This is a genomic window from Mesorhizobium sp. PL10, assembly GCF_053714315.1.
This window is the reverse complement of the sequence record NZ_JBSKBR010000008.1, coordinates 225,344-251,038: the sequence shown is the minus strand read 5'-3', so window position 1 is coordinate 251,038 and position 25,695 is coordinate 225,344. Positions and strand designations below refer to the sequence as shown.

The window sequence follows — 25,695 nt, the reverse complement described above, 5'->3', positions numbered from 1 at the left end:
GGGAAAACCGCTATTTTCCTGGAATTGCTCAAATCCAACCCATCCCTGAAGGAGCAAACATGTCGGGAACTCTCGTGCTCGTGCGCCACGGCCAGAGCGAATGGAACCTGAAGAACCTGTTCACCGGCTGGCGTGATGTCGACCTGACCGAACAGGGCCACAAGGAGGCCAAGGAGGCCGGCCAGAAGCTCAAGGCGCGCGGCCTGAAATTCGACATCGCCTTTACTTCGGCGCTGATCCGGGCACAGAAGACCTGCCAGCACATTCTCGATGCCGTCGGCCAGAGCGATCTGAAGACGATCCGCGACCAGGCGCTGAACGAGCGTGACTATGGCGACCTCTCCGGCCTCAACAAGGACGATGCGCGCAAGAAATGGGGCGAGGACCAGGTGCATATCTGGCGCCGCTCCTACGACGTGCCGCCGCCCGGCGGCGAAAGCCTGAAGGACACCGGCGCCCGCGTCTGGCCCTATTATCTGCACGACATGCAGTCGCATGTGCTGAGGGGCGGCACCGTGCTGGTCGCCGCGCACGGCAATTCGCTGCGCGCGCTGATCATGGCGCTGGACGGCAAGAGCGGCGAGGAGATCGTCAAGCTCGAACTCGGCACCGGCGTACCGGTGATCTACAAGCTCAACGCCGATTCGACCGTGGCATCGAAGGACATGCTGGAAAACTGAGCCGGCGCGCCACTGCGGGTGTTTCTTGATTGAGCATGATCTTTTCCGAAAACCGGTTCCCACTTTTCGGGATCATGCTCTAAAACCGCGTTGACACCCGCCGCTTGCCCGCTTACATGAGCCCGCACCAGCCCAGATGGCGGAATTGGTAGACGCGCACGGTTCAGGTCCGTGTTCCGCAAGGAGTGGAGGTTCGAGTCCTCTTCTGGGCACCACCCTTCGCTCTTCGAGCTTCGGGTGGCAGGCCATCCGGAGCTCCAAGAGCGAAGGGTGTCCTCCGAAGCCTTGGCGAAGGAGGACAGTCAAAAAGCCCGGTTCGTCCGGGCTTTTTTGTTGCTCACATTCAGCTGCAGCAGGGTTTGCCGTCATTTGCCGGTTGGCAGCATGAGGCGCTGGCCTTCTGTTGCGCCTCGAGCCAGCGGTCGCGCGGCTTGCAGCTCGCCGGGCGTGGCGACAGCTCGACATGCACGGCGCCAGCAACGATCTCGGGCTGGGCTGCACGGTAGAGCTGCATCGGCCGTACGCCGTCACTAACCTCGAAGGTCAGCTTGGCCGAATGGTCGAGCCCGACATGCTCGGTGACCTTGCGGATGATGGCCGAGAATTTGGCGGCCGGCATATGCGTGCGGTCTTCGGTCACGTCCCATAGCTGCACAAAGATTTCCGACCAGGATTCCGGGTTGGCGCCGCAATCCAGCGCCGCGAACTGGCCGGCCTTCACCTCGGTGACGTGATAGCCAGGCTGAACGGCGCGGCCGTCATAGAAAAACACCAAAGGCTTTTCCTTGTGTGCCGCCAGGAACCCCAACAGGCTGTCAATGGTGATGTCGGCGGGATCTGGTATCGCGGCACGGTCAAATTCGGTGTTGTCAGCGGCGAGCATTTGCGATAATCCTCATTTCGATATTTTTAGGATTATTGAAATATGGATGAACGTCAAGCCCTTTCCGCCTTCGGGGCCCTGTCCCAGGAAACGCGGCTGAAGCTGCTGCGGCTGCTGGTTGTTGCCGGGCCCGACGGCATCGCCGCCGGCGCGCTGGCCGAGCAGGTGGAGGTCTCGGCCTCCAATGTCAGCTTTCACCTGAAGGAGCTGGAGCGGGCGGGCCTGGTCTCCACCCGGCGCGACTCGCGGTCGATTGTCTACAGCGCCGAATATGACGCGCTGACCGGCCTTATCCGGTTCCTGACGGAGGACTGCTGCTCGGGCCGGCCGGAAATCTGTTCGCCGGCGCTAAACCCGACATGCTGCGTGCCGAACAAGGGAAGCCGTGCCGATGCCTGAATACAGTGTGCCGCGCCGTGTCGCGGCCGAGGCGCTCGGCACTGCTTTCCTCGTCGCCACCGTGGTCGGCTCCGGCATCATGGCCGAGACGCTGACTGCGGACAAAGCGGTGGCGCTGCTTGGCAACACGCTGCCGACAGGCGCTATTCTCGTCGTGCTCATCACCATTCTCGGGCCAATTTCCGGGGCCCATTTCAACCCGGCGGTCACGCTGGTCTTCACGGTTTGGCGGCAGCTGCCGATGCGCTCGGCCGGGCTGTACATCGTGGCCCAGACCCTCGGCGGCATTGCCGGTACGATGACGGCGCACGCCATGTTCGGCCAGTCGCTCGTGCAGGCCTCAACGCACATACGCACCGGCGCGGCGCAGTGGCTCTCCGAAGGGATTGCCGCCTTCGGTCTGGTGGCCGTCATCCTGGCCGGCTTGCGCTTCGAGCGAAGCGCCATTCCATGGCTGGTCGGCCTCTACATCACGGCCGCGTACTGGTTCACGGCTTCGACTTCCTTCGCCAATCCGGCCGTGGCTGTCGCCCGCTCGCTGACCAACAGCTTTTCCGGCATCCGACCGGCCGACCTTCCCGGCTTCATCCTTGCCGAGATTGCCGGCGCACTCATCGCCGCCGCCGTAATGCGCTGGTTGCTCATTCCCGCCGACACCACATCACAGACCGAAAGGGCAGGGCCGTGACCGTCACCATCTATCACAACCCCGATTGCGGGACGTCGCGCAACACGCTTGCTCTCATCGTGGCGAGTGGCGAAACACCTGTCGTTATCGAGTATCTGAAAAATCCGCCGTCGCGATCTCGCCTGGTCGGCCTGCTCAAGGCCATGGGGATGTCGGCGCGGGCACTGTTGCGCGAAAAGGGCGCGCCCTATGCCGAGCTTGGCCTGGCCGACGAGCAATGGAGCGAGGAGAACCTGATCGACCAGATGCTCGCCCACCCCATCCTCATCAATCGGCCGATTGTCGAAACGCCGCGCGGAACGCGGCTTTGCCGGCCATCCGAGCTGGTGCTGGATCTGCTCGACCACCCTGTTCGGGATTTCGTGAAGGAAGACGGCGAGAAGGTCGCCTATCGGCCTAAAGCGGCAGATGCTTCATGAAATAGATGGAGACTTTCGGCTGGCCATGCGGGTCGACAAAGTGATGCGGGACAGAGCCAACCTCGTGCCAGTCGAGCCGCCTGTAGAGTCGCTCGCTGGCCCCGCCCTCGACCGTGTCGAGGAGGAGCAGAGACCGTTTTCTGCTGATGGCCTCACGCTCGACAGCCTGCATCAGAGCGAGACCGATGCCTTGCCGCTGGAAGTCGCGATGAACGAGGAGTTTGTAGACTTCGGCCCGGTGCGGCGCGTTCGGCTCCGGCGACAGATAAAGTTGAACCGTGCCGACGACACGGCCGTCGATATCGGCGCAGATGAGGAGCCGTTCGCCTTCACTCACCGAACGGAAAACATCCTCCCAATGTGCCAGCGCCTGGGGCTCATCGAAAGGCAGCACGAAGCCAACGAGCGCGCCGTCTTCGACGCTCTGGGCCAGCATCTCGGCAAGGGCTCGCACATGGAGCCTTGCCTCATTCTCATCAAACACGGCGATGCGCATCAGATCTTTCCTTTTGAGGGATCAGAAATAGCGGGCTTTGATGGGCGCGTGAAGGCACCGACGATGGCCGCTCCTCCCGTTTCCCGGGGGCATGCCTGAGTGGCTTCAATCCCAAGTCGACCTGTCATCGTCACAACGCTCGGCCTGACGCAAATCATGGCGTGGGGATCCTCCTACTATCTGCCGGCCGTCATTGGCCCTGCCGTGTCGGCTCAGAGCGGCTGGCCGTTTCCCTGGGTGATCGGCAGCCTGTCGCTCGGGCTTTTGGTCGCGGGCCTGATATCGCCGCATGTCGGGGCCGCAATCGAACGCCATGGCGGCCGCATGACGCTGGCCTTCAGCGCTGTCTGCCTCGGCATCGGCCAGGCGGTGGTGGCGGCGTCGCCGACCCTTTCCGTCTTCGTCGCCGGCTGGCTGATCATGGGTTTCGGCATGGGCGCCGGCCTTTATGACGCCGCCTTCGGCACGCTCGGACGGCTGTATGGGCGCAGCGCCCGTTCGACCATCACCAGCCTGACGCTGTTTGGCGGTTTCGCCAGCACCATCTGCTGGCCGATTTCGGCCTTTCTGCTCGACGCGTTCGGCTGGCGCGGCGTATGCCTGGCCTACGCGGCAATCCAGCTTCTGGTGGCATTGCCCGCCTATCTGCTTGTCCTGCCGCGCGGCATTCCCGCCGAAGCGTCTGCCCGGACGGCTGCTGCGCCGGAAACGGGCCAGGCGCCGCGCAGCCTGCCCCTGATGGCCACGCTGGCCGCAAGCATCACGCTGTCGGCGGTCATATCCTCGACCTTGTCTGTGCATCTGCTGACCGTGCTGCAATCCACCGGCCTGGCGCTGGGCGCGGCCGTCGGCCTCGGCGCCCTGGTCGGTCCTTTCCAGGTCGGCGCCCGCGCCGTCGAGATGGTCATCGCCCGCTACCACCATCCGATCTGGACCAAACTCGCCTCGGTGATTTTTGTGGTCATAGGTGTGGCGACGCTCTGGACCGGCCTGCCGGTTCTGCCGGTGGCTCTGATGTTTTACGGCGCCGGCATCGGCCTGGAATCGATCGCGCGCGGCACGCTGCCGCTCGCCCTGTTTGGCGCCACCGGCTATGCGAAACTGATGGGACGGCTCGCCATGCCGAGCCTGATCGCCCAAGCCGCGGCGCCGTCCGTCGGCGCGCTGCTCCTGCAACATACGGGTGAGCGCGGATTGCTGGCCGTACTGCTCGGACTCGCCCTGACAAACGTCGCGCTGGTCGGCGCGCTGTTTGCCTTGCAGCGCGGGGCCATGCGACGCATCCGCATCAGCTAGCGGCCGCCATGGGTTCGCCCGCGGGGAACAGCTCTGTCAGACCAAGGTCCGACAAGACGCCGATCAAAAGTCTAACCCCGCGCTTCTAAGGCCCGATGAGAGGAACACCGGTGTCGAGCGGGCGTTCATCGAATGGACTGAAAAGAGCACTGACTGGAGGGATGGCAAATGCACAAGCATTTCATCGTCAAGACGGGCTATGGGCCTGGAACTGCGATTGCCGTCCTGATGGTTGGCTTGGCGGCTATCGGGATCCTTTTCGGCGTTCTGGGCGGCGCCCTTTACCTCACTGAAAAGCCGGCGACGAGACAATCCCTCATGTCGGTTCCAGCACGAGCCTTCGTGCCGGACGAAAATGTCCGGACACGGTGAGGCGCGCGGAACCCAGCGCGCACCATAAAGGCGATCGACGATGAGACGTATCCTTGTAGCCGCGGTCCGCAGCCGCGAATTTCGGGGCTGACACGTGCCAGGGTCCCCTCGACTGCAGCGAAAGTTCCGGCCAACCGCCAGGACGTTTGCCAAAGCTGCAGTCTGGGTGGCAGCGATCGTTGTGCTTTATCTCATGACTGTCGGCAGCATCGGCGCTTAATCAGCCGCTGCAACCAAGCGTCCGCCGGTATGTACAGCAAAAAGCATAACAATTTTTGGATTCGGCAAGGCGCAGACTGTTTTGAGTTGGCCGTGGAGGCAGCGCTTGGCATCCGAACAGGCAGGGCGCCAATCAGCGTCGAAAATTGTTTCAGGTCAGTATCAGGCCGGCCAACAAGACCGCGAAGAGCACGGAAACCGGCACGGCAAGAAGCCACCGGGCTTCCAATACGCTGTTGTGTGGGTCATCCATTGTCTTGTTCCCCTTGATGAAAGCTGGCTCCAGCGCTCCTCCCGCGCTGGAGCCGCAGCCGATCGGCTCAACCGCCGTTGGCGGGAGCCGGGGCTGGTGCTGGAGCTGCCGGCTTTGGCGTTGAGGCCGGGGCCTCGACCTTGGGCACATCGACTTTCACGTTGATGTCCTTACCACCACCGCCACTGAGATCGATGATGCCGGTCACGAAAAGCAGGGCAAGGATTGCGACGACTGCAACAACGATCGCTATCGCCGTTCCCGCGCCCCCTCCTGCATTCACGACAGTTGGTCCGTCAGCCATTTCGTCCTCCTTGAAGTTTCCTGAGAAGGCAACGGGAGCCGTAAGCCTTTGTTCCTGCTCAGGGTCTTCAGTCGTATTGGCGTAGGACTTCGGTCTGACGATCGATGATCAGCGATTGCAGCGGTTTCTACTCCGTGTCCTTCGTCGCGGCAGGGGAAACGACGAATGCCAATCCGTGGGCGGACAACCTCCCCTCCTGGGCAGGCACTCAACAAACCGCTTCAAACCCGGCGCCCATGACGCTACGCTCCAACCATGGCCCCTTCCGCCCAGCCGATCACCGTCACCCGCCGCGACCAGATGTTTCCCGCCCTGGCCGACGCCGACATCGACCGCATGCGCCGCTTCGGCGAGGCGAGCTTCTATGCCGCAGGCGAGCACATCGTCACCGCCGGCTCCGTGGCGCCGGGGCTGGTCGTCATCCTGTCGGGTTCGGTCGACATCACCCAGGATGTCGGGCTTGGCCGGCGCGAGACCATCGTCACCCATGGTCCCGGCAATTTCATCGGCGAGCTGGCGCAGCTTTCAAGCCGGCCGTCGCTGGTCAATGCCGAGGCCAAGGAGCCCGTCGAGGCCTTCGTCATCCCCTCGCAGCGGCTGCGCGACCTGATGGTGCAGGAGGCAAGTCTCGGCGAGCGCATCATGCGGGCGCTGATCCTGCGCCGCGTCGGGTTGCTCGAAAGCGGCAGCAGCGGGCCGATCGTCATCGGCCCGGCCGGCAATGGCGATACGTTGAGGCTGCAAGGGTTTCTGCGCCGCAGCGGCCAGCCGCACCGGGCGCTCGATTCCGACAGCGATCCGTGTGCGAAAACACTGATCGAGCATTTCCATGTCGACCAGCACCATCTGCCGATCGTGCTCTGTCCCAACGGCAAGCTGATGCACAATCCCGGCGAAACCGAGCTCGCCCGCTGCATCGGCCTGCTGCGGCCCATCGACACCGACATGGTCTATGACGTCGCCATTGTCGGCGCCGGGCCGGCGGGGCTGGCGGCCGCGGTCTATGCGGCGTCCGAAGGGCTTTCGACCATCGTGCTCGATTGCCGCGCCTTCGGCGGCCAGGCGGGGGCCTCCTCGCGCATCGAAAACTATCTGGGTTTCCCCACCGGTATCTCCGGCATGGCGCTGATGGCGCGCGCCTACAACCAGGCGCAGAAATTCGGCGTCGAAATGGTCATCCCCGACGAAGCGAAGCTGCTCGGCGCAGCGAGCGTGGGCCACACGCTGGCCGTCGGCGACGGCGAGAGCGTCAAGGCGCGCACGGTGGTGATCGCCAGCGGTGCGCGCTACCGCCGCCTCGACATCGCCAATCTGGCCGAATTCGAGGGCACGTCGGTGCATTACTGGGCCTCGCCGATCGAGGCGCGGCTGTGCGCCGGCCAGGAGGTGGCTCTGGTCGGCGCCGGCAATTCGGCGGGGCAGGCTGCGGTCTATCTCGCAAGCCAGGTGCGCAAGGTGACGATGCTGGTGCGCCGCGGCCTCAGGGAAACCATGTCGCGCTATCTGGTCGAGCGCATCGAGGCGCAGCCCAACATCGAGGTTCTCCCCGAAACCGAGATCGAGGCGCTGGAAGGCGAAGGCGGCAATCTCACCCGGTTGCGCTGGCGCAACGGGGCGACCGGCGATGTCGTGACCCGCCCGATCCAGCATCTCTTCCTGTTCATCGGCGCCGACCCCAACACCGACTGGCTGGCTGAGTGCAATGTGGCGCTGGACGCCAGGGGTTTCGTGCGCACCGGCGCCGACGTGGCCGCGGGGCTGATGGAGACGAGCCGCAGCGGCGTGTTCGCCATCGGCGACGTGCGCTCCGGCTCGGTCAAGCGGGTCGCCGCCGCCGTCGGCGAAGGCGCCCAGGTGGTGGCGGCGTTGCATGCCTATCTCGCGCGACCCAACGCCGCGACATCAGAACTGGCCAGGAGAGCATGATGGACGAATGCAAACACACGACAGGCATTAAAAAAGTGACGCCGAGCACGCTCGGCTGCGAGGAATGCCTGAAGAGCGGCTCGATGTGGGTGCATCTCAGGCTCTGCCGCACCTGCGGCCATGTCGGCTGCTGCGACGACTCGCCCAACCGCCACGCCACCAAGCATTTCCACGCCACCAAGCACCCGGTCATCGAAGGCTACGACCCGCCGGAAGGCTGGGCCTGGTGCTTTGTCGACGAGGTGTTCATCGACCTCGACGGCGACGTGACGCCGCAGAGCGGCTCGATCCCGAAGTTTTTCTGAGGGGGCGCGGGGAGTCGCCCGAGCCTAAGGCTACGTCGTTACTTCACCGAGCCGGTGAGGGTGCCGTCGATGGCGGCGGGATCGCGGTCATTGCCGGCGAGCGTGGCTATCATCAAAAGACTGACGATGATTGGGACAAACAGGATCGCCACGCGGGCCTGCACATAAAATATGGCGCGCCATTCGCTGCGCTTTTCCCGGCTGTTGTCCATCACACTCACTCTGTCACGCCTCCCGAGAGGGACATAGCGGCGAACGGTTAAGCAAAGGCTTCCGATTGTGTTAACGGGCGTGTTCTGAGTGTACGGCGCATCATTGCGCGCCCTGTCCAGCTAGCCCCTCAGCGCCTGCTCCAGATCGGCGATCAGATCGTCGCCATCCTCGATACCCGCCGACAGTCGCACCAGCGAATCCGAGATGCCGATCGCTGCGCGCTTTTCCGCCGGGATCGAGCCATGCGTCATCAGCGCGGGGTGCTCGATCAGGCTTTCGACGCCCCCAAGGCTTTCGGCCAGGGTGAACAACTGCGTGCGTTCGAGGAAGCGCTTGGTGCCGGCGAGGTCGCGGTCGAGGTCGACCGAGATCATGCCGCCGAAGGCGTGCATCTGCTTTTTGGCGATGGCGTGCTGCGGATGGCTGGGCAGGCCGGGATAGACGACACGGCGCACGTCCTTGCGCGCCTCCAGCCATTGGGCGATCTTGAGGCCGTTCGCCGAATGGCGCTCCATCCTGAGCGCCAGCGTCTTGATGCCGCGCAGCGCCAGAAAACTGTCGAACGGGCCGGAGATGGCGCCGATGGCGTTCTGCAGGAATTTCAGCTGGGTGGCGAGATCCTTGTTGTCGCCGACGATGGCGACGCCACCGACCATGTCGGAATGGCCGTTGAGATACTTTGTTGTCGAATGGACGACGATGTCGATGCCGAGCTCCAGCGGCCGCTGGATGTAGGGGCTGCAAAAAGTGTTGTCGGCGACCGTCAGAACGCCCTTGCGCTTGGCAAGTGCGGCGAGGCCTTCGAGGTCGACGATGCGCAGCAGCGGGTTGGTTGGGGTCTCGACCCAGAGCAGTTTCGTCTCCGGGCGGATCGCCGCTTCGACGGCGGCAAGATCGGTGAAGTCGACGAAGCTCACCTGCAGATTGGCCGAGCGCTTGCGCACCCGCTCCATCAGCCGGAACGAGCCGCCATAGATGTCGTCGGTGGCGACGATGTGGGCGCCGCTGTCGAGCAGTTCGAGCACGGTCGAGATCGCCGCCAGGCCGGAGGCGAAGGCAAAGGCGGCCGAGCCGCTTTCGAGATCGGCCACCGCGCGCTCGAAGGCAAAGCGCGTCGGGTTCTGGCTGCGGGCGTATTCAAACCCCTTGTGAACGCCGGGCGACTGCTGGCCATAGGTCGACGTCGCGTAGATCGGCACCATCACCGCGCCGGTCAGCGGGTCCTGGCTCTGGCCGCCATGGATGGTGCGGGTGGAAAAGGCCAGGCGGTTCTTGCCTGCATTGCTGGTCATTTTGCGCGGCGCCTCAAATGATTGATCAGGTCGATACGGGTTATCAGGCCGACGAACTCGTCGCCATCGAAGATGATGGCGACTTCGTTGCGATCGAACACCGGCAGCAGGGCATCCAGCGTCTGGCTGGCCTGCAGCGTGTGCAGGTTGGAGGTCATCGCCGTGCGCACCGGACCGTTGAAACGGTCCCAGCGGCCGTCATAGGGACCGTCGACCTTGGCCAGTATGTCGCTCTCATCGACGATGCCGACCAGTTTGCCCTCGTCCAGAACCGGCAGCTGCGAGACATCGGAGCGGCGCATGCGGCCATAGGCGTTGAGCAGGCTTTCGTCCGGGCCGACATAAACAATGTCGCCGGTGCGTGGCGACCGGGTAACGAGATCGCGCAAATCGCCGTGCTGTTCATGGTCGGCGAGCCCTTGTTCGGCCAGCCAGATATCGTCGAAGACTTTCGACAGATACTTGTTGCCGCTGTCGCAGACGAAGGTGACGACGCGCTTTGCAACAGTCTGCTCGCGGCAATAGCGCAGCGCCGCCGACAGCAGCGTGCCCGAGGAGGAACCGGCCAGAATGCCTTCCTTCGACAGCAGGTCGCGCACCGCCAGCATGCTCTGCTTGTCGGGGATGGAATAGGCTTTCCTGACCAGCGACAGATCGGCATTGGGCGGCACGAAATCCTCGCCTATGCCCTCGACGGTCCAGCTGCCGGCCTCTTCCATCTTGCCGGTCTTGATCAGCGGCGCCAGCACCGATCCCACAGGGTCGGCCAGCACCATCTCGGTCTTCGGCGACACTTTGGCGAAGTAGCGCCCAAGCCCGGTCAGCGTGCCGCCGGAGCCGACGCCGACGACCACGGCGTCGACATTGCCGTCGAGCTGGGAAAAGATTTCCGGACCGGTGGTGGTCTCATGCGCCAGCGGGTTTGCCGGGTTGGCGAACTGGTTGGCATAAAAGGCGCCGGGCGTTTCCGCGGCGATCTTCTCGGCCATGTCCTGATAGTATTCGGGATGGCCCTTGCCGACATCGGAGCGCGTCATGCGCACTTCGGCGCCGAGTGCGCGCAGATGCTGGATCTTTTCGCGCGACATCTTGTCGGGCACGACGAGGATGATGCGGTAGCCCTTGGGGATACCAACCTGGGCAAGGCCAAGACCGGTGTTGCCGGCGGTCGCCTCGACAATGGTGCCGCCGCGTTTCAGCTTGCCCTGTTTCTCGGCTGCGGCGATCATCGACAGCGCGATGCGGTCCTTGATCGAGCCGCCGGGATTCTGGCTCTCCAGCTTGATGAACAGGCGGCATTTTCCGGTGTCGAATTTGGTCAGCTCGACGACAGGCGTCTGGCCGATGAGGTCGAGCACGGAGGCATAGGGCGGACGCAGGCGGGATTGGCCGTCCGAGGTTGTGCCGTCCGAGATCTTGTGCTCGCTCATGTCGAAGCTCCCTGATCAAGCAACCGCCAAGAGCAAAGTGCGGAGCGGTTTTCGGACGACATCATGCTCTACTTCTTTTGATTCAGCCGGCAGAGCGGCAACGTAGCTCCTTTTCCAGCCCTTTACAGACGGAAAGAAGATAGATCGTGCCAATCGACCGGCCAGATGCGGAATGAAATTCCACGAGCGCCAATCTCCCCCTCGAGGTGGAGATGTCGCCGAAGGCGGCAGAGGGGTCGCCGCGCGTGAAGCGCTAACCTCCATCTGTCGCACAAAGGTCGCGTCAGGTCGAACAGACGTGGGGGCCTTTCAACGCACCATCTTGTTCGTTGCCGCTGCCGATTCCGGCATGCTAGCCGATTGGCCTGCGGGGCAAACGCAAGGGAAAGCTCGATGAAGATCATCGCCTATGACAACTTCAAGCCCGGCGTCACGCTTGACGATCTGAAACCCTATCTGCGCGACGAGGTGTCGAATGTCTGGCGGCTGTGGAAGGCCGGCATCGTGCGGGAGAATTATGCGCGCGCCGATGTCGGCGGCGTCATCATCGTCTTCGAGCTCGACAGCGTCGAGGAAGCCCGGCGCTACACCGACGATTTTCCGCTGTCCAAGGCCGGGCTGCTGGAATGGGGTTTCCTGGCCTTCGATTCCGCACCCCTGCCGCTCGAATATCTGTTCGATCCGACCGTCGACATCGCCACCCCGTGGGACCGGACGGCAGCATGATCCGGTCGCGCGAAGGCATCGAAATCCCCACCAGCCTGGCGGAATGGTGCGACCCCAGGCGCATGGCGCTGGTGGTCTACGACATGCAGGTCGGCATCTGCCGCCAGGTGGCCGGCGCGGCTGATATCGTCGAGCGCACCGGCATCGTGCTCGAGGCGGCGCGTTCGGCCGGCATGCGGGTCGCGTTCACCCGTCATCTGTCGCTGCCGCTGAAATGGATGGGCGCCACCCAGCTGCGCGCCGCCATGGCCTGGCAGCGACGTGATAATCCCGACGCCGTCGAGCCGTGGTTTCTGCGCGACGCCGAGGCGACGCAGATTGTTCCTGAACTTGCGCCCCGCGCCGACGAGGCGGTGTTCGACAAGCTGGCCATGTCGGCCTTCGATTCCACCGCGCTCGGCTTTGCACTCGGCGATTGCGGCGTGCGTGCCTTCGCCATTGCCGGCATCGCCATGGAGATCGGCATCGAGCCGACCGTGCGCCAGGCGACCGACAATGGCTTCGCGGCGATAGTGATCGAGGATGCCTGCGGTTTCGGCAACAGCGAAGCCCGCGATCGCTCGATGGCGACGCTTCGCTTCCTTGGCGAGGCCGTCATCACCGACGTCGCCGGCTTTTGCGGTGCGCTCAAAGCCGGCGGGAGATAGGTCGATGTCAGGCGGCCGCGTCGATGTCGGCGCGGAAGCGTACGCCTTCGGCGCGGCCATGCACGCTGCCCCAGTCGTAGAGGGCCTGGAGGGCGCCGGCGAGATCATAGCCGCGCTTGGTCAGGGCATAGCGCGCCTTGCCGTCGGGCGATGTCTCGAGCACGACGAAGCCGATCTCGACAAGATCGGCCAGGCGCTGCGTCAGCATCTTGTCGGACAGCGAGGGGATCAGGCGGCGCAGTTCGGAATAGCGCAGCGGCCCTTGCTTGATGCGCGCGATGATCACCGTCTTCCACTTGCCGCCAAGCGCGTCGAGCGCGAACTCGACCGGGCAGCCATAGAGTCTTCCGCGTTGGGTCATGCGCCGATTTTAGGCAAGCCGCCGCCGAGACGGAAGCGGAATTTGCCCGGCCATCTGGCGGGGTTGGGGGTGGAATGGTGTCCAGGCTTTCGCCTACGGCAGGGACTTCAGTCTTAATTGAGCTATGGCTAATATGTGTGTAACGTGGCCAGTGCGGGGCGACGATCCCAAATCCAAGCTTAATCCCGCAATGGCCGGTGCGGTGCGCTTCCAACCCAAGCATCCCCCGCACCGGCCATTCTTTTGCCTGCCGCCGGGTGGCGCATGGCCAGCCTGAAATCGGATGCGCGATTCTAGCCCAGCAATTGCTTGCTCAGCCGCGCGCATTGGACGCGAATATCCGGGATCGCGTCGATCTCGAAGAAGGTGCCGCGGGTCAGCGGACCGACGGCGAGGATCTTGGCTGAAGCGGTCCCGTCGCCGGCGATGATCTCGCATTTGGCCGAGACATCGAGACCGAGCCGCAGCGGGTCCGGCCGCGCCAGGCCGCGGTCGACCAGCGAGCGCACGACGCTGTTCGAGGTGGTCGAGATGTCCCTGGCGATGCCGATGCAATCGTAGATGCGGGCGACCTCCAGCGTTTCCAGCGCCTGGGTGTGGCGGGACTGGATGTCGACGGCGAAGCCATCGCCCGCCTCGATGCCGACGACACGGCCGGCGACGGGCCGGATGCGGCCAGTGCGCACCGCCTCGGTGACGCGGGCATGCACCTCCGGCGCCAGGCGATGGCGGTGGATGTCCCACCAGGCTTTGGTGTGTTCGACGAAACGACGCTTGGCCGAGGACGGCCAGTTCTGCCAGATCTTCTGGTTGAAGGGTCTGAGACCATCGACGACGTCGCGCCAGTCGATGCCGGCTTTCTGGTTTTCGCGGATCAGGTCGCGGAACCAGCCGACGAAATAGGACAATTGGGTGCCGAGCGGAATGTCGGCGACATCGAGCTTGATCGGATTGCCCTTGCGGTGCGGCGACGGCAGCAGGCCGCGCCGCGATACGGCGACGATCTCGCCTTTGTGGCCGCGCTGCTCGAGCGACAGGAACGCATCGACCATGCTCAGCCCAGTGCCCAGCACCAGCACGCGGGCTTCAGGGTCGAGCGCGGTGTCGGCCTCGGTTCCCATGCGGATGGCGTGTCCCTGGCCTGCGCCGGGCTGCTCATCATGGCCGGTGGCGAGCACCGCCAGATGCGCAACCACGCTGGTGCCGTTGGCCAGCGTCACCTCGACGCCGGAAGAGGTCGGCCAGATCGACAAGCTTTCCTCGCGGATCAGCCTGAGACGGCCGGTTTCCTTTTCCCGCGCTTCGAGCTCGTCCAGCAGTTCCTTGAGATAGCGTGCATAGACACTGCGCGGCGCATAGAAGGGTGTCTGCGGCGTCTGCTCCTGGCTCACCAGGCCGCGGGCCTGCAGCCAGCGCCAGAAATTGCCGGGATCGTCGGCATAGGCGCTCATCCCGGCGGCGCTGACATTCAGCACATGCGCCGACAGCAGCGTCGAATAGGCGATGCCCTGACCGAAATGCGGGCGCTTTTCGATCAGCGTGACGCGCAGATCCGGATTTGCTGACTTCAACAGATGCGCGGCAAGCACGACGCCGCTGGCGCCACCGCCGACGATAATGATGGAGTTGGTGCGCGCGACACTCATGCGAGCACGCTGAGGATCAGGCGAGGACCTTTTGCGCCGGCGCCAAATCGTCGATGTCCTTCGCGACCGTAAGGTCGTCGAGGGCGATGTCGCGCATTTCCGCAAGCGAGCGCTGGTCGAGCACCTCGGCGATTGCCTGCCGGACCTCGAGCATCAGATGTCGGACTTGGCATGTCGCCTCATTGCAGTCTTCACAGCGCTGATACTGGGTGCGGCTTGCGCATGGGATGGGCGCGAGCGGCCCGTCGAGCACACGTACGACATGGCCGACCTTGATCTCGGCGGCCGGGCGCGCCAGGCGATAGCCGCCTTCCTTGCCCTTGCGGCTCTGAACGAATCCGGCATTGCGCAATTCGCCCAGAATGGCGTCGAGAAACTTCTTCGGGATGTTGTTGCCGCTGGCGATATCGCCGACGAAGGCGAGCTGCCCGACCGGCAATTGCGCCAGATGGACCAGCGCCTTGAGGCCGTACTTGCCTTTTTTAGTGAGCATAGAGCGAACGTTTCCCTGTCAGGCGATGGTTCAGAACCATCGGTTGCGAAACGCCTGACGTGCCTCCCCGCCGCGTGCAAGCTGCTTTGACACATAAATTCTAGTGACATGATGTACAAGCCGAGGGACCTTGATTTTGCTGTGTTTTCACGCCGGAGAGGCTACTTTAGCAGGGCTTTGTGCCGTTAAGGTCACAGGCTGGGCCGCAAAGGCAGGCGGATGCCGCCAGCGATCCATGGACGCAGAGTGGCCGCACATCGTCTCCTCCATCCTTAATGTCGATAAGATTACTATACTTACCCGCGAACCGGCGGAACGTGTTTTCAAATCAGCGGCTGTTTGCAGCATGGATTTGCTCGGCCATGGCACTGCGCGCAATCTCGTTCGCTGTCGGCATCCAAGATCGGTAAGGCGGGGACGAATGCCCAACCCTCCGCTCAGGATTGGGCGCCGTCGCGTTGCAACCGGTCGGCCTTGGCAGGCTTGGCCACCGGCACGCCGGTCGAACGCAGCATCCAGCGGTGGCCGTCGCTGCGGAAATCGGTGAGGCTCAACGGCTCGACATCGATCCTGCGGCAAGCCGAAAGCGGTGCGCCGAGAACGAGGACGATGGCCGCGCGGATGACGCTGGCGTGTGTGACCGCGACGGTGTGGCCGCTGGTCTGGATCAGTCCGTCGACGAGTCGGGAGGCGCGGCGCGCCACATCGGCCAGCGACTCGCCGCCATGCGGGGCGGCCTCGGCATCGCTGAGCCACGCGGCGACGCCATTGGGATCAAGCGCCTGCACCTCCGCGAAACTCTTGCTCACCCAGCGGCCAAAATCCTGCTCGGCCAGCAGCGGCTCGACGGAGGGTTTGAGCGCCATGGCCTCGGCGGTCTGGCGGGCGCGCCGCGCCGGGCTCGTCCAGACCCGGTCAGCGCGGCGCAGGGTCATCGTTGCCGCCAACGCCAGGGATCGCGGGTCCAGCGCCTCGTCGAGGGGAAACGACCCCTTGCGCGTGGCGGGCGTTGCGCCGCTGCAGATCATGGTCAGGCGTACCAGCATGATAAGACTGCCTCTTTCCGACCGACCGAGGCCGACGGATTTGCGTCGGCGCCGGCTAACACGATCGCATGTAACGGATCATGGTTCACCGAGCTGGAGCTGTCGCGCTCCGCCGGTCAACTGCGCGACCGGCTCGCCCACACCATCCCGACCAGGCCAACCAGCATGGTGACGATGCCAATATAGAGCCATTGCGACTGGCCTGTCATGAAGCTGCCGCCGACCCAGCCAATGCCTTGCAGCGACCACAGCAGGCCCATGGCCAGGACGATCAGTGCGAGCAAATACCTGAACAGTCTCATCGCCCGAATTCCTTCCCCCCAAGTCGATTGTCCGCTGCGCAACGGCCGTGATGAAAGAGCGAAAGGACGGTGTCCAATCGCGTGTGCCTTTACTTGCACTATAACGTCTTGTCTTGCTCAAGGCATCTGCAGTGAGGTTCGAAATGTCACGAGCGATACCGGCAGTTGGGTGCGTAATATCCCTAACAGACTGTTTCCCAGCGACTCCAAACGTGTGCCAGTGCCACGGAACCGCCAGATCCCTGCCGCATTTCCTGCCTTATTCGACACTTAACGGCTGGGGTCTGTCAAAGAACGGAGCCAATCCCCCAATATGAAGACAATAAACCAGACCGCGCTTGTCGCGGTAACGATCGCGGCTGGCCTGATGGTCGGCGCATCCGCCTCCTCCGCCGCCGGCCAATGCGGCCGTGCTTCCTGGTACGCGCTGCACTCCCGGACCGCCAATGGCGAGCGCATGAACCCGTCGGCAATGACCGCCGCGCATCGCAGCCTGCCCTTCGGCACCAGGCTGAAGGTGACCAACCAGAACAATGGCCGCAGCGTCGTCGTGCGCATCAACGACCGCGGCCCGTTCATCAAGGGTCGCATGCTCGACCTGTCGAAGGGCGCCGCCGGCCAGCTCGGCTTCATCGGCTCCGGCCATACCTCCGTCTGCGTGGCGCGCGTCTGATCTGTCCAAGTCCGGCCCATTCGGGCCGGACGCATCCTGCTCCCTATATCCACGGCCGCGCTTTCGCAGCTGCACAGTGAGCCGGCTGGCCCCGTTCGAAGCGGATTCTCAAGGCCTTGGACCAAAGAATTGCATATGTCACGCCACGTGACGTATTGCGTCGCAGCAATATCTTGTTAACCTCGGCGCGAGACATTCAAGGATCGGCGCTGCTCGTCGTCCCTTCGGTCACGGCAGCTGCGGAGTACCTGATGTTCTACCAGCTCTACGAAATGAACCATGCCGCCCTGCAGCCCGCGCGGCTCTACGCCGATGCGGTGCGGTTGTTCTACACCAACCCGCTCAATCCGTTTTCGCACACGCCATGGGGCCGCTCGGTGGCTGCGACCGCTGAATTGTTCGAGCGCACGACGCGCCGCTACAGCAAGCCGCATTTCGACCTGACCAAGACCGTGGTCGACTGGAAGAGCGTCGAGGTCAACGAAAAGACGGTGTGGTCGCGGCCCTTCTGCAACCTCACCCGCTTCGAACGGTCCGTGCCTGCCGGGCGCAAGGCCGACCCAAAGCTTCTGATCGTGGCGCCGATGTCGGGCCATTATGCGACGCTGCTGCGCGGCACCGTCGAGGCGATGCTGCCCTATGCCGACGTGCATATCACCGACTGGGTCGATGCCCGCATGGTGCCGCTGACCGACGGCCATTTCGACCTTGACGACTACATCGACTACATCATCGACATGCTGCATGCGCTGGGGCCGGACACCCATGTGATGGCGGTGTGCCAACCTTCGGTGCCGGTGCTGGCGGCGGTGGCGCTGATGGAAAAGCGCGGCGATCCCTTCGTGCCCTCGACGATGACGCTGATGGGCGGGCCGATCGACACCCGCCGCAACCCGACCGCGGTCAACCTTCTGGCCAAGGAAAAGGGCATAGACTGGTTCCGCGACAACGTCATCATGAACGCGCCCTGGCCGGTGCCGGGCTTCGGCCGCGAGGTCTATCCGGGCTTCCTGCAGCTGTCGGGCTTCATGAGCATGAACCTCGACCGCCACATCATCGCCCACAAGGACTTCTTCATGCACCTGGTCAAGCATGACGGCGACAATGCCGAGAAGCACCGCGATTTCTACGACGAATATCTGGCGGTGATGGACCTGACGGCGGAGTTCTACCTGCAGACCGTCGACACGGTGTTCGTGCGCCATGCGCTGCCCAAGGGCGAGATGATGCATCGCGGCGAAATCGTCGACACCAAGGCGATCCGCAACGTTGCGCTGTTCACGGTCGAGGGCGAGAACGACGACATTTCCGGGCTCGGCCAGACCCAGGCCGCGCATGACCTCTGCCCCAACATTCCGGCCGACCGGCATGCCCATTACATGCAGCCGGCCGTCGGCCATTACGGCGTCTTCAACGGCTCGCGGTTCCGCTCGGAAATCGTGCCGCGCATTGTCGATTTCATCACCAGCTACGGCCGCCAGAACCGCGTTGCTGTGAAACCGAGGCTGGTCCGCTCCGCCAAGGGTTGAGGCTCGATACGGCTGTGGCGTGCGTTGCCTGCAGAAGCGGGGCGATTTCGCACGCCAGAGGCGTTCTGTTGCACAATAGACGCTGTCGGGCGGGCGCGGGTAACCATGCCGGAGAATCTAGCTCCCCGCATAATTGACACGGACTGTAAATCCCCTTTAACCTTTCGTTAACAACAAGGGTGAACGGGGACAATGACTTCCTCAGCGATGGCACGGACGCTGCGCTTGTGTGCGGCAACAGGGCTTGCGGTTTTGGGATGCTGGGCGGCGCCGGCATCGGCGGGCGGCGCCATGGCGACCGGCGGCATGACGTCGCAGCCGATCGGCCACTATGATTTTTGCAAGTCGCATCCAGGCGAATGCTCGATCCGGCCAAGCAATCTCAACCCCGCCGCGATGACCGACGCGTTCATGCGCAAGCTGATCAACGTGACATCAAGGGTCAATGCCGCCGTCAAGCCGATGAGCGACTACGACATTTACGGCAAGGACGAAGTCTGGGCCTATCCCGACAAGGGCGTCGGCGACTGCGAGGACTATGTACTGGAAAAGCGCCGCCAGCTCTTCCGCTCGGGCGTGTCGCTGGCCGATCTCCTGATCACCGTCGTGCGCAAGCCGGACGGCGAAGGCCATGCCGTGCTGACGGTGCGCACCGACAAGGGCGACTACGTCCTCGACAACCTGACCGACAGGGTGAAGATCTGGGACGCCACCGGCTACCGCTTCCTCAAGCGGCAGGCGATCGACAACACCGGCCGCTGGGTCTCGATCCGCGGTGGCCAGCAGGTGCTGGTGGGCGCCGTCCAGTAGCGAACTGGGCTAAGGTGGCCTCGTCATCCCAGGGCGGAGCAGGAGCAGAGCTCCGTCGCGGAGACCCTGGGATCCATTGCCGTGACGTTGGGATAGACGTAGCGGTGCAGGAGCAAGCGTCGTCATCTTGATCCCCCGCATTGCCGGATTTTGCACCGTTGCGGCGCTCGTCGTCCGCGGCATGGATTCTCCGGTCTGCGCTTCCGCTCCGCCGTGGATGACGAAAGGCAGGCCCTCCGGACCGCCTCCCCAAAATTCTTTTCAGTCTCCGTGAACCAAACCGTCTGTGCCGGCGACACATTGCCGTAACCAGAACCCAATCACGGAGACTTCCAATGACTTCTTTCCTGCGTACTGCTTTCCTTGCCGCCGTCACGGTGTCGTCCCTGGCCGGGTCGGCCTTGGCCGATCAGACCATCACCTGCTCCGACACCAAGGCCAACGACTGGTGGGCTGGCCGTTGCTGCAGCGCCGGCACTGCGGATTGCCTTGGCCACGAGGGCCATGGCCGCGACCATCACGACAATGGCGGCCGGGGTAGCACTGCCGGCAAGAAGTGATGCAATGCCTCGCCGGCGATCGCCTCTGCAGTTGAGGCGGACGCCGGCAAGCGCCTCATGCCATCCTATCCAGTGCGTCCAAGTGCGGCCAGGATCGACGCGGTGATGCGGCGAAGCTCGGCTTCGTCCAGCTTCTCGATGTTTTCGGCCAGCAGATTGGCAAGTTCGGTGGCGGCGGGGCTGAGCCCCGACGTGTCGAGCTTTACGCGCGGGTGCGAGGCCTCGGCCAGCCGCGCCAGCTCTTCGGCATCGTCCCAGATGATGTTGAAATAGCCGATGATCTTCTGGATCAGCGTCCAGGTCGGCGCGCCGCGGCGACCGTGTTCCAGTGCCGACAGATAGGCGGCGCTGACGCCGATCGCCTGCGCCATGTCTTTCTGGCGGACGCCGCGCTCGGCGCGAAGGGCCCGCAGTTTTTCGCCGAATGGCGTCATCGGACCGACCCCATCAGCGGAGCCGCCTGAGCCGGACATAGAGCGCGCCCGAACCGCCATGGTTGCGGGCGGCGTGGTCGTGGCTGGAGACCAGTGGCCGGAAGGCCGGGGTCGACAGCCAGGCCGGCACGGCGCGCCGCAAGACGCCGTCGCCGCCCGACGACGAGCCCTTTCCGGTAATGATCAGGACATAGCGGATGCCGCCGGCATGCGCCCGGTGCAGGAACGAGAACAGCAACGAATAAGCCTCGTCCTGGGTCATGCCATGCAGGTCGACGCGGCCTTCGATCGGCAGCCGGCCCTTCTTCAGCTTGTCCAGCGTCGGCTCGTCCAGTGCATGCGAAACCTGTTGCGCCTTCGGTTTGGAGGCAGCGACCGGGCCGACAGCGACCGGCGTCCGTGCCGGCTCGGGGTCGACGACCATGTCGGGGATGTCGACCGCCATCCTGCCCTTCAATGGCCGCGCCGTGCGCGCCACCAGGTTCCACAACACGCGGTCGTCTTCACTGAGCTTATCGGGGCGCCGGCTCATCTAGCCGTCCCCGAAACGAGGCCACGCGGCAGCAGTGCATAGAAATCGGCGGAATTGCGCACGACCCCGGCGATCTCGCCGGCAGCATCGCCGGAACCAGCGAACAGATCGCCGCGCGCCGGCCCGGTGATGGCCGAGCCGGTGTCCTGCGCAATCATCAGCCGCCGGAACGGTTTTTGCTCGAAGGCGGTCAGCGTCGGTGCATCGATGTAGAAGGGCGTGCCGAATGTGTGCAGCAGCCGGTCGACGGCAAGCGAACGCCCCGGTGTGAGCGGCACCTTGGCGGCGGCGATCGGACCGAGCGCTGCGTCGTCGACCGCTGCTTCGCGGAAGAAGATGTAGGAGCGGTTCTGCCAGAGGATCTCGTCGATGCGGTCGGGATGTGCCCTGAACCAGGCGCGGATCGATTGCATCGTCACTTTTTCCAACGGGATCTCGCCGAGATCGGCGAGAATCTTGCCCGGACCGGTAAAACGCTGGCCGGATTTGGCGGCATAGGTGACGCGGCAGAGCCGGCCGTCGGTCATCTTCAGCCTGGCGGCGCCTTGCACATGGATGAAGAAGGCATCGACCTTTTCCGCAAGCCAGGCGATTTCAAGGCCTTTCCCGGTGAGCGCGCCGCGCTCGATCTGGCCGCGGTCGAAATACTCTACCGGCCCGTGCGGCGTCTCATGGGCGAAGGCCAGATACTCGTCCATGCCTTCTGGACGGTTGGCATCATCGATGTCGACGAGATCGCCCGGTCGCGTCAGCAGCGGCACCGTGAATTCATCCGTGCGCACCGGCGAGGCCTCGACCTCCGGCTCGTAGAAGCCGGTAACCAGGCCGGGGTTTTCAGACTGAATCCGGACCGGAACGAAATGGCGCTCGAAGAAGGCGCGAGCGTCGTTCCGATTCGCCGGCGAAACGGAGCGCGCCTCGTCATAGGCGCCGGCGAAGGCGTCGAACCGGACACCAAGCGCACCGGTGCGATAGGGCTTGGTCAGGACATGGAAGGCCGAACGGCGGAAGGCTTCGAATGCGGGCAGATGATCGTCGGCGCCCCAGCCGGGAAGCTCGTCAAAGGATGTCTCGACGAAAAGGGACGATAGCGACACCGCGGCCCCGCCACTGGCCATGTTTGCCTGCATGTCGATATCCCAAAAACCACTGCCCACTTTTGGGCGACATGCAAAGATTCAGTCTTCTTCCTCGGTGGCGACCAGCTTCCAGTTCGGATCGCGCGAGCGTGTGTCGCGGGCAAAGGTCCAGACATCCTTGACCTCGGCCACCGTCTCGGGATCGCCGTCGATGACGGCACCCGCCTTGTCGCGCGTCGCCGAGATCAGCTCGCTGACGATGCGCAGCGTGATGTGCGCCTCGCCGCCCTTCATCTCGGCCGAGACGATGTCGGCCTTGTCGATGCCGACGAAGGAGGACTGGATCTTTTCGGCTTTCGCCTCGCGATCGCCTATAGCGGCGACGAAACCATCAAAAACCTCACGCGACAAAAGGTTCTTCAGCGTTTTGCGGTCGCCATCGGCATAGGACATGACGATCATCTCATAGGCCATCTTGGCGCCGTCGACGAAACCCTTGGGGTCGAAGGACGGATCATTGTCCTTGATCGTGCGCAGGCCTTTGTTCAGGTCGGTGTCGGGCTTGGCGAAGGCGTCGATCGCCGCATAGGTTTCGGCAGCCGTTTCGCCTGGCAGGCGCTTGCGCGGCAGCGAAACCACATTTTCGGGTTTTTGGGTCGCGTCCTTCTCGCTGCGGCTGGCCGTATAGGGATCGAAGGGCGGGCGTTCGCTGCCCGTGCGGCGGCCGAGCACGTTGCGCAGCTGGAAAAAGATCACCACCGCGGCAATCAGAAAGAAAATGGTGCCGAAGTCGAAGAAACCCATATCTTTCGCCAATCAATCCCTGACCCGGCCGGGACCGCCGGCCAATCCGGGCCGCGGTCGCATAGCGTTCAACATGCAAAGCATATAGAACGCATGGCGCAATCATTCAAATCAAAGGCAGGCATACCTATCTAACGGCCTCAGTGCCAGCGGCGATTGTACGCCGCCCGGCAAAACATGGAAACGATCGGTCAAGACTTGCGCATTTCCTTTTTCCCTCTGTTCCTGCTTGCGCTGCCGCTGCTGGAAATCGCCGGTTTCGTCATTGTCGGGCGCGAGGTCGGGGCGCTGGCGACGGTCGGCCTGGTGCTGGCTTCCAGCATTGCCGGCGTGCTTCTGCTCCGGCACCAGGGCTTCGGCGTCATGGCGCGGGTGCGCGCCGAGATGGCCGGCGGCGGCGACCCCAGCCGCCAGCTCGCGCACGGCGCCATGATCGTGGTTGCCGCGATCCTTTTGATCATCCCCGGCTTCATCACCGACATCATCGGCCTGCTTCTGTTCCTGCCGCCGGTGCGCGACCTTGCCTGGCGCAGGCTCAAGGGCCGTATCGTCGTCGCCACCGATTTCACCGCCGGCGGTTTTCGGGGCAGGTCGCGCGACAAGGTCATCGATCTCGACGACGGCGACTATTCGCGCGAGGACGATTTCAAGCGCGGTCCCGACCACAATTCGCCCTGGCGGCGTTTGAAGGACGACTGACGTCGCGCCTTGAGGACGATTGAGACTGTGTCTTGATCTCTTCCGCCGCGAAGGCGGCAAACCTTGTCTTGTCATGCCGACCATGCTAGCCAACGCCCGATTTCAATTCGGTCAGCTCTGCTGCCCAGGCAAAAGGATCAAGGCTCATGGCCAGCAAAGATGACGCGCCGGTGGGCGCCGCCAACGGCGAAACGGCGCAGCCGTCGCTCAACGTACTGGCCCAGTATGTGAAGGACCTGTCCTTCGAAAGCCCCGGCGCGCCGAACTCGCTGCGTGGCCGCGACAAGGCCCCCGGCATCGCCATCAACGTCAATGTCAACGCCAATCCGCTGTCCGACAAGCAATTCGATGTCAATTTGACGTTGAACGCCAAGGCGTCCTTCGACCAGGAAGTGCTGTTCAATGTCGAGCTGGTCTATGGTGGCGTCTTTGCCATCTCCGGCTTCCCGCAGGAGCACATGCTGCCGATCCTGTTCATCGAATGCCCGCGGCTCTTGTTCCCGTTCGCCCGCCAGATCATCGCCGAAGCCACCCGCAATGGCGGCTTCCCGCCGCTGATGCTCGATCCGATCGATTTCGCCCAGATGTTCCAGCAGAAGCTGGCTGAAGACCAGGCGGCGTCGAAGGTCAAGGTGAGCTGAGAAGGCTATCACGGTAGCGTTTGAAGAGCCCGGCTTCGTGCCGGGCTTTTTGTTGGAGGCGTTGAGGCACCCCTTTGATGTTGGCCGAACCCTTGCGCCGTCAGGAGACTTTCAGCTGGCCCTCGCTCCCTGGCCCGCCACCACCTTCAGCCACAGCGCCTTTTCGCCCAGCGTCGCAACCAGCCCGGCATGGGCGGCGCGCTCGGCCTCGGTCAGCCGCGAGGGCAGGGTGATCGGCCTGGTGGTAATCGAGATGTCGATGTCGGCGACGTCACCATTGGCATTGACCTGCACCGCCACCGTTTCGAGGATCAGCGCCGCCTGCTTGCCGCCGATGAGCTCGATATAGACTTCGGCCAGCAGTTCGGAATCGAGCAGCGCGCCGTGCTTGGTGCGGTGGCCGTTGTCGATGCCGTAGCGGCGGCAGAGCGCATCGAGCGAATTGGGACCCATCGGGTGCTTGCGTCGAGCCAGAGCCAACGTATCGACGACACGCCCCGTGTCGATGACCGGCTGGCCGAGCCGGCCAAATTCGGTGTTGAGGAAGCCGATGTCGAAATTGGCGTTGTGGGCGACGAGCTTGGCGCCATCGGTGAAGGACAGCCATTCCTCGGCGATTTCGGCGAAGGTCGGCTTGCCGACCAGGTCGGCGGCGCTGATGCCGTGCACGGCCTGCGCCTCGTGGTGGACCGCGCGCCCTTGCGGATTGATGAACTTGTGGAAGGTGCGGCCGGTCGGGAAGCGGTTGACCAGCTCGACGCCGCCGAGCTCGATGATGCGGTCGTCGCGCATATCGAGGCCGGTTGTTTCCGTATCGAAAATAATCTCACGCATAGAATCAGCTCACTCCTGAGAGTGCAGAATCATACACCGGAACAAAATGGCAATGGGCAATGGCGACAGCCTGCCGTCAGGAGCCTGAGGTGTCGTACTTATCCCCCGGAGTTCAGCGCCCTGAGAGTTCGGCAACAATCGCCCGTACTGCGGCGCGGGCTGCATCCATCCCCTGCGCGGTGTCGATGACGAAATCTGCCTGGCGGCGTTTTTCGGCGTCGGGCACCTGCTTGGCCACGATCGCCGCCAGCTTTTCCTCGCTCATGCCGGGCCGCGCCAGCACACGGGCGCGCTGGATCCCGGCCGGCGCGGTGACGACGACAACTTTGTCGACGCGGTTGCGCCCGCCGGTCTCGAACAGCAGCGGGATGTCGAGCACGGCGAGCGGCGCACCGGCAACGCGGTGTTTGGCCAGGAAGTCGTCGGCATCGGCCCGCACCAGCGGGTGAATGATCGTTTCCAATGTTTTCAGCGCGCCCGCGTCGCCCAGCACCCGCGCGCCCAGTTTTGTGCGGTCAACCACACCTGAAACAGTCGTGCCGGGAAAAGCCGCCTCGACCAGAGGCGCCGCCTTGCCGGCATAGAGGCGATGCACGGTCTCGTCGGAATCATGCACCGGCACGCCGGCGTCGCTGAACATCTTCGCCGTCGTCGACTTGCCCATGCCGATCGATCCGGTGAGGCCGAGCACGATCATTGTTTTG

General features: G+C 63.8%; 33 protein-coding genes and 1 tRNA gene. 17 read left to right on the top strand and 17 right to left on the bottom strand.

From position 1 onward, the window contains the following. The first annotated feature begins 59 nt into the window (after positions 1-59). Entirely contained in the window at positions 60-680 is a 621-nt protein-coding gene (locus ACWGTO_RS15780) for a 2,3-bisphosphoglycerate-dependent phosphoglycerate mutase (protein ID WP_454575746.1), read from the top strand. A gap of 130 nt (positions 681-810) precedes the next feature. Continuing rightward, a tRNA-Leu gene (locus ACWGTO_RS15775) sits at positions 811-895 on the top strand. Between the two features lie 128 nt (positions 896-1,023). On the opposite strand, the gene ACWGTO_RS15770 is transcribed toward ACWGTO_RS15775, so the two are convergent. Then, entirely contained in the window at positions 1,024-1,563 is a 540-nt protein-coding gene (locus ACWGTO_RS15770) for a DUF6428 family protein (protein WP_454575745.1), read from the bottom strand. Between the two features lie 42 nt (positions 1,564-1,605). Here ACWGTO_RS15770 and ACWGTO_RS15765 point away from each other — a divergent pair, with 42 nt between their 5' ends. The 3 genes from ACWGTO_RS15765 to arsC are packed head-to-tail and all read left to right on the top strand — an operon-like array spanning position 1,606 to position 3,069. Next, entirely contained in the window at positions 1,606-1,962 is a 357-nt protein-coding gene (locus ACWGTO_RS15765) for an ArsR/SmtB family transcription factor (protein ID WP_454575744.1), read from the top strand. Further along, a complete protein-coding gene (locus ACWGTO_RS15760; RefSeq protein WP_454575743.1) occupies positions 1,955-2,650 on the top strand; it encodes an aquaporin in 696 nt (231 codons plus the stop codon). The genes ACWGTO_RS15765 and ACWGTO_RS15760 overlap by 8 nt, the downstream gene beginning before the upstream one ends. Further along, on the top strand, positions 2,647-3,069 hold the full coding sequence (arsC, locus tag ACWGTO_RS15755; protein WP_454575742.1) for an arsenate reductase (glutaredoxin): 423 nt from the start codon (positions 2,647-2,649) through the stop codon (positions 3,067-3,069). Before ACWGTO_RS15760 ends, arsC begins: the two co-directional genes overlap by 4 nt. Here arsC and ACWGTO_RS15750 read toward each other — a convergent pair. Beyond that, a complete protein-coding gene (locus ACWGTO_RS15750; RefSeq protein WP_454575741.1) occupies positions 3,047-3,565 on the bottom strand; it encodes an N-acetyltransferase family protein in 519 nt (172 codons plus the stop codon). The two genes, arsC and ACWGTO_RS15750, sit on opposite strands and share 23 nt — an antisense overlap. Positions 3,566-3,721: 156 nt before the next feature. Between ACWGTO_RS15750 and ACWGTO_RS15745 the strand changes: the two genes are divergently transcribed. Continuing rightward, the gene (locus ACWGTO_RS15745; RefSeq protein WP_454575740.1) at positions 3,722-4,861 is read left to right on the top strand and encodes an MFS transporter; all 1,140 of its coding nucleotides are present in this window, start codon (positions 3,722-3,724) and stop codon (positions 4,859-4,861) included. 168 nt (positions 4,862-5,029) lie between these two features. After that, positions 5,030-5,233, top strand: a complete 204-nt coding sequence (locus tag ACWGTO_RS15740; RefSeq protein ID WP_454575739.1) for a hypothetical protein — start codon at positions 5,030-5,032, stop codon at positions 5,231-5,233. 539 nt (positions 5,234-5,772) lie between these two features. Here ACWGTO_RS15740 and ACWGTO_RS15735 read toward each other — a convergent pair. Further along, positions 5,773-6,009, bottom strand: a complete 237-nt coding sequence (locus tag ACWGTO_RS15735; protein WP_454575738.1) for a hypothetical protein — start codon at positions 6,007-6,009, stop codon at positions 5,773-5,775. 255 nt (positions 6,010-6,264) lie between these two features. On the opposite strand from ACWGTO_RS15735, the gene ACWGTO_RS15730 reads away from it, so the two are divergent. After that, entirely contained in the window at positions 6,265-7,935 is a 1,671-nt protein-coding gene (locus tag ACWGTO_RS15730) for an FAD-dependent oxidoreductase (protein WP_454575737.1), read from the top strand. Next, on the top strand, positions 7,932-8,240 hold the full coding sequence (locus ACWGTO_RS15725) for a UBP-type zinc finger domain-containing protein (protein ID WP_454575736.1): 309 nt from the start codon (positions 7,932-7,934) through the stop codon (positions 8,238-8,240). The genes ACWGTO_RS15730 and ACWGTO_RS15725 overlap by 4 nt, the downstream gene beginning before the upstream one ends. Before the next feature lie 38 nt (positions 8,241-8,278). Here ACWGTO_RS15725 and ACWGTO_RS15720 read toward each other — a convergent pair whose 3' ends face one another. The 3 genes from ACWGTO_RS15720 to ACWGTO_RS15710 form a co-directional block, all read right to left on the bottom strand. Beyond that, complete coding sequence (locus tag ACWGTO_RS15720) at positions 8,279-8,461, bottom strand: hypothetical protein (protein ID WP_454575790.1); 183 nt, start codon at positions 8,459-8,461, stop codon at positions 8,279-8,281. A gap of 111 nt (positions 8,462-8,572) precedes the next feature. Further along, entirely contained in the window at positions 8,573-9,745 is a 1,173-nt protein-coding gene (locus ACWGTO_RS15715) for a cystathionine gamma-synthase (protein ID WP_454575735.1), read from the bottom strand. Then, a complete protein-coding gene (locus tag ACWGTO_RS15710) occupies positions 9,742-11,175 on the bottom strand; it encodes a pyridoxal-phosphate dependent enzyme (protein WP_454575734.1) in 1,434 nt (477 codons plus the stop codon). Before ACWGTO_RS15710 ends, ACWGTO_RS15715 begins: the two co-directional genes overlap by 4 nt. A gap of 393 nt (positions 11,176-11,568) precedes the next feature. Here ACWGTO_RS15710 and ACWGTO_RS15705 point away from each other — a divergent pair, with 393 nt between their 5' ends. Continuing rightward, the gene (locus tag ACWGTO_RS15705; RefSeq protein ID WP_454575733.1) at positions 11,569-11,901 is read left to right on the top strand and encodes a hypothetical protein; all 333 of its coding nucleotides are present in this window, start codon (positions 11,569-11,571) and stop codon (positions 11,899-11,901) included. Next, positions 11,898-12,548, top strand: a complete 651-nt coding sequence (locus ACWGTO_RS15700) for a cysteine hydrolase (protein WP_454575732.1) — start codon at positions 11,898-11,900, stop codon at positions 12,546-12,548. The genes ACWGTO_RS15705 and ACWGTO_RS15700 overlap by 4 nt, the downstream gene beginning before the upstream one ends. 7 nt (positions 12,549-12,555) lie before the next feature. Here the strand turns inward: ACWGTO_RS15700 and ACWGTO_RS15695 are convergent, their stop codons facing one another. The 5 genes from ACWGTO_RS15695 to ACWGTO_RS15675 all read right to left on the bottom strand — a co-directional run bounded on the left by ACWGTO_RS15695 (position 12,556) and on the right by ACWGTO_RS15675 (position 16,396). Next, entirely contained in the window at positions 12,556-12,909 is a 354-nt protein-coding gene (locus ACWGTO_RS15695) for a winged helix-turn-helix transcriptional regulator (protein WP_454575731.1), read from the bottom strand. Between the two features lie 293 nt (positions 12,910-13,202). After that, positions 13,203-14,555: an FAD/NAD(P)-binding protein gene (locus ACWGTO_RS15690; RefSeq protein WP_454575730.1), complete on the bottom strand. Its 1,353-nt coding sequence runs from the start codon at positions 14,553-14,555 to the stop codon at positions 13,203-13,205. A 16-nt stretch (positions 14,556-14,571) separates the two neighbouring features. Then, positions 14,572-15,048: an RrF2 family transcriptional regulator gene (locus ACWGTO_RS15685; protein ID WP_454575729.1), complete on the bottom strand. Its 477-nt coding sequence runs from the start codon at positions 15,046-15,048 to the stop codon at positions 14,572-14,574. Positions 15,049-15,485: 437 nt separating this feature from the next. Next, a complete protein-coding gene (locus ACWGTO_RS15680) occupies positions 15,486-16,094 on the bottom strand; it encodes a histidine phosphatase family protein (protein WP_454575728.1) in 609 nt (202 codons plus the stop codon). Between the two features lie 116 nt (positions 16,095-16,210). After that, positions 16,211-16,396, bottom strand: coding sequence for a hypothetical protein (locus ACWGTO_RS15675; protein WP_454575727.1), 186 nt, complete (start codon positions 16,394-16,396; stop codon positions 16,211-16,213). 313 nt (positions 16,397-16,709) lie between these two features. On the opposite strand from ACWGTO_RS15675, the gene ACWGTO_RS15670 reads away from it, so the two are divergent. The 4 genes from ACWGTO_RS15670 to ACWGTO_RS15655 all read left to right on the top strand — a co-directional run bounded on the left by ACWGTO_RS15670 (position 16,710) and on the right by ACWGTO_RS15655 (position 19,968). Further along, positions 16,710-17,069 (top strand): septal ring lytic transglycosylase RlpA family protein, encoded by a 360-nt coding sequence (locus tag ACWGTO_RS15670; protein WP_454575726.1) that lies wholly within the window; start codon positions 16,710-16,712, stop codon positions 17,067-17,069. A gap of 251 nt (positions 17,070-17,320) precedes the next feature. Continuing rightward, a complete protein-coding gene (locus tag ACWGTO_RS15665; RefSeq protein ID WP_454575725.1) occupies positions 17,321-18,598 on the top strand; it encodes a polyhydroxyalkanoate depolymerase in 1,278 nt (425 codons plus the stop codon). A gap of 192 nt (positions 18,599-18,790) precedes the next feature. Next, on the top strand, positions 18,791-19,408 hold the full coding sequence (locus tag ACWGTO_RS15660; protein ID WP_454575724.1) for a transglutaminase-like cysteine peptidase: 618 nt from the start codon (positions 18,791-18,793) through the stop codon (positions 19,406-19,408). A 335-nt stretch (positions 19,409-19,743) separates the two neighbouring features. Continuing rightward, positions 19,744-19,968 (top strand): hypothetical protein, encoded by a 225-nt coding sequence (locus ACWGTO_RS15655; RefSeq protein WP_454575723.1) that lies wholly within the window; start codon positions 19,744-19,746, stop codon positions 19,966-19,968. A 65-nt stretch (positions 19,969-20,033) separates the two neighbouring features. Here ACWGTO_RS15655 and ACWGTO_RS15650 read toward each other — a convergent pair whose 3' ends face one another. From ACWGTO_RS15650 to ACWGTO_RS15635, 4 genes are all read right to left on the bottom strand, one after another. Continuing rightward, complete coding sequence (locus ACWGTO_RS15650) at positions 20,034-20,402, bottom strand: helix-turn-helix domain-containing protein (protein ID WP_454575722.1); 369 nt, start codon at positions 20,400-20,402, stop codon at positions 20,034-20,036. Positions 20,403-20,415: 13 nt separating this feature from the next. Beyond that, positions 20,416-20,934, bottom strand: coding sequence for a Smr/MutS family protein (locus ACWGTO_RS15645; protein ID WP_454575721.1), 519 nt, complete (start codon positions 20,932-20,934; stop codon positions 20,416-20,418). After that, on the bottom strand, positions 20,931-22,031 hold the full coding sequence (gene mltA / locus ACWGTO_RS15640; RefSeq protein WP_454575787.1) for a murein transglycosylase A: 1,101 nt from the start codon (positions 22,029-22,031) through the stop codon (positions 20,931-20,933). The genes ACWGTO_RS15645 and mltA overlap by 4 nt, the downstream gene beginning before the upstream one ends. An 81-nt stretch (positions 22,032-22,112) precedes the next feature. Continuing rightward, a complete protein-coding gene (locus ACWGTO_RS15635) occupies positions 22,113-22,817 on the bottom strand; it encodes a Tim44/TimA family putative adaptor protein (protein ID WP_454575720.1) in 705 nt (234 codons plus the stop codon). Positions 22,818-23,015: 198 nt separating this feature from the next. Here ACWGTO_RS15635 and ACWGTO_RS15630 point away from each other — a divergent pair, with 198 nt between their 5' ends. Together ACWGTO_RS15630 and secB are read left to right on the top strand one after the other, a co-directional pair. Further along, positions 23,016-23,516, top strand: coding sequence for an FxsA family protein (locus ACWGTO_RS15630; RefSeq protein ID WP_454575719.1), 501 nt, complete (start codon positions 23,016-23,018; stop codon positions 23,514-23,516). 146 nt (positions 23,517-23,662) lie between these two features. Then, positions 23,663-24,157 carry a protein-export chaperone SecB gene (gene secB, locus ACWGTO_RS15625; RefSeq protein WP_454575718.1) on the top strand — a complete coding sequence of 165 codons (495 nt, stop codon included), beginning with the start codon at positions 23,663-23,665 and terminating at the stop codon, positions 24,155-24,157. Between the two features lie 111 nt (positions 24,158-24,268). Here secB and dnaQ read toward each other — a convergent pair whose 3' ends face one another. Further along, positions 24,269-24,991: a DNA polymerase III subunit epsilon gene (gene dnaQ / locus ACWGTO_RS15620; RefSeq protein ID WP_454575717.1), complete on the bottom strand. Its 723-nt coding sequence runs from the start codon at positions 24,989-24,991 to the stop codon at positions 24,269-24,271. Positions 24,992-25,103: 112 nt separating this feature from the next. Then, the gene (coaE, locus tag ACWGTO_RS15615; RefSeq protein WP_454575716.1) at positions 25,104-25,688 is read right to left on the bottom strand and encodes a dephospho-CoA kinase; all 585 of its coding nucleotides are present in this window, start codon (positions 25,686-25,688) and stop codon (positions 25,104-25,106) included. Between the last annotated feature and the right edge of the window lie 7 nt (positions 25,689-25,695).